The organism is Aeromonas sp. ZOR0002 (assembly GCF_963866995.1).
In the GTDB taxonomy this organism is placed as follows: Bacteria; Pseudomonadota; Gammaproteobacteria; order Enterobacterales; family Aeromonadaceae; genus Aeromonas; species Aeromonas caviae.
Genome location: NZ_CAWMFQ010000152.1, coordinates 1 through 2,256 on the forward strand (window position 1 = coordinate 1; position 2,256 = coordinate 2,256).

The following is a 2,256-nucleotide window of genomic DNA, read 5'->3' on the forward strand; positions in this document are numbered from 1 at the left end:
CACACCGCGCAGGTGCTTCTTGGCTGCCGCTTCGTCGATGGCCTCGTACTCTTCGAACAGGTAGCGGCTCTGGGCAGCCACCTCCACCAGGGTGTTGCAGCGCTCGGCCAGCAGGGTGACCACGTCGGCCAGCGCCGGGCCATTGCTGGTGTCGATCTGCTGGTGTTCCATGTGCCAGGCCAGGTGCTTGGCCACATAGGCCGGCTCCAGGCTGCGCATGTAGTGGTTGTTGAGCCACAAGAGCTTGTCGGTGTTGAAGGCGGAGGCGGACTTGGAGATGGCATCCAGGCTGAACAGCTTGATCATCTCGTCCAAGGTGAAGATCTCCTGATCCCCGTGGGACCAGCCCAGACGCACCAGATAGTTCAGCAGCGCTTCCGGCAGGTAACCGTCGTCGCGGTACTGCATGACGGAGACGGCGCCGTGGCGCTTGGAGAGCTTGGCGCCGTCGTCACCCAGGATCATGGAGACGTGGGCAAACTCCGGCACCGGCGCGTTCAGTGCCTTGTAGATGTTGATCTGGCGCGGGGTGTTGTTGATGTGGTCTTCCCCACGCACCACGTGGGTGATCTCCATGTCCCAGTCATCGACTACAACACAGAAGTTGTAGGTCGGTGCGCCGTCGGTACGGCGGATGATGAGATCGTCGAGCTCGGTGTTGGCGAACTCGATGCGGCCACGGACGTGGTCATCGAACACCACGGAGCCTTCGGTCGGGTTGCGGAAGCGGATCACGTGCGGCGCATCGGCCGGGTGATCGTGGTCGCCATCCCGGCACTTGCCGTCATAGCGGGGCTTCTCGCCGTTGGCCATCTGGCCTTCACGCAGCGCTTCCAGACGCTCTTTGGAGCAGTAGCACTTGTAGGCGCGGCCGTCAGCCAGCATCTCGTCGATGAGGCCGTTGTAGCGATCGAAGCGCTTGGTCTGGTAGTAGGGGCCCTCATCCCAGTTCAGCTCCAGCCATTCCATGCCCTCAATGATGGCGTCGATGGCCTCCTGAGTGGAACGTTCCAGATCGGTATCCTCGATACGCAGCACAAACTCACCGCCCTGGTTCTTTGCAAACAACCAGGAATAGAGTGCGGTACGGGCACCGCCGACATGCAAAAAGCCGGTCGGGCTGGGAGCAAAACGGGTTTTGACTTTCATCTTTAAGCCTTGTGTAGAGGGCCTTGGGCCAATTCGTTAAAAAAACCGTCGCATTTTAGCACCGACAATGACGGATGGGAAAACCATGGCGAGGCAGAGGGGAAAATAGGGTCTATTCCCGCAAAAACCGCTGTTTTAGAGTGATGTCTCAGAATTTTCCCTTTTTTCCCGCTTAGCTAGGCGAGGTCGCTGGAGAGATCTCCCGCACAGCCGATACTTCAGTCACCCCGTCAACGAACCCTCAACGATACAAGGAACGCGCGATGCAGTTTCGTTCTATCCAGAATCGTATCCTGGTACTGGCCGGTGTCGCCATGACCACGGCCCTGGTCATCCTGATCCTGCTCAACCAGTATTCAGGCCGGCAGACCCAGCAGCTCACCATCGACTCCAGCCGCGCCGCCCTGCAACAGGAGGCGTGGCAGAAGGTGAGCGCCAACGCCCGTGCCGAGGCCGCTACCATCACCCAGCTGCTGCAAAAGGGGCTCTCCTACACCCAGCAGATGGCCAGCGTCTTCGCTCGCCAGCAGGAGGGCAAGCTGCCGCTGGATCGCCAGCAAGCCACCGACCTGCTCAAGGCCCAGCTTGCCCTGGAGCCTCAGCTCTATGGCGCCTTCGCGGGCTTCGAGCCCAACGGCTTCGACGGCCAGGACGAAAGCTTCGCGGGACAGGCAGCCCTTGGCAGCGACGACAAGGGGCGCTTCGTTCCCTATTTCTATCGCGACAAGGATCAGATCGGCAGCGATCTGCTGCTCTCCATCGAGAAGAGCGATCCGGACGAGTTCGGCAACCCGGCCAACGACTACTACGCCTGCCCGAAACGGGAGGGGCGCCCCTGCCTCATCGATCCCTTCAAGGTGGACATCAACGGCCAGCAGGTGCTGGTGAGCACCATCACCACCCCCATCCTGGTGGATGGCCGGTTCAAGGGCATCGCCGCGCTGGATCTGGCGGTGGACTCCATCAGCCGCCAGGCCCAGTCCCTCAACAGCAACATCTATGACGGCAAGGGGGAGACCCTGATCGTCAGCGCTGCCGGCGTCATCACCGGCACCAGCGGCGACGCCAGCCTGCTCGGCAGCCGCGCCGACAAGGGGCTCGGCAACG

2 protein-coding genes are annotated in these 2,256 nt (G+C 61.4%); one reads left to right on the forward strand and one right to left on the reverse strand.

The features are described from left to right. Positions 1-1,149 (reverse strand): glutamate--tRNA ligase (gltX, locus tag AACR77_RS09190; protein ID WP_042880932.1); only part of this gene is annotated, 1,149 nt, incomplete at its 3' end. Between the two features lie 263 nt (positions 1,150-1,412). On the opposite strand from gltX, the gene AACR77_RS09195 reads away from it, so the two are divergent. Continuing rightward, positions 1,413-2,256: cache domain-containing protein (locus tag AACR77_RS09195; RefSeq protein ID WP_042880934.1), on the forward strand; the 844-nt coding region annotated here is incomplete at its 3' end.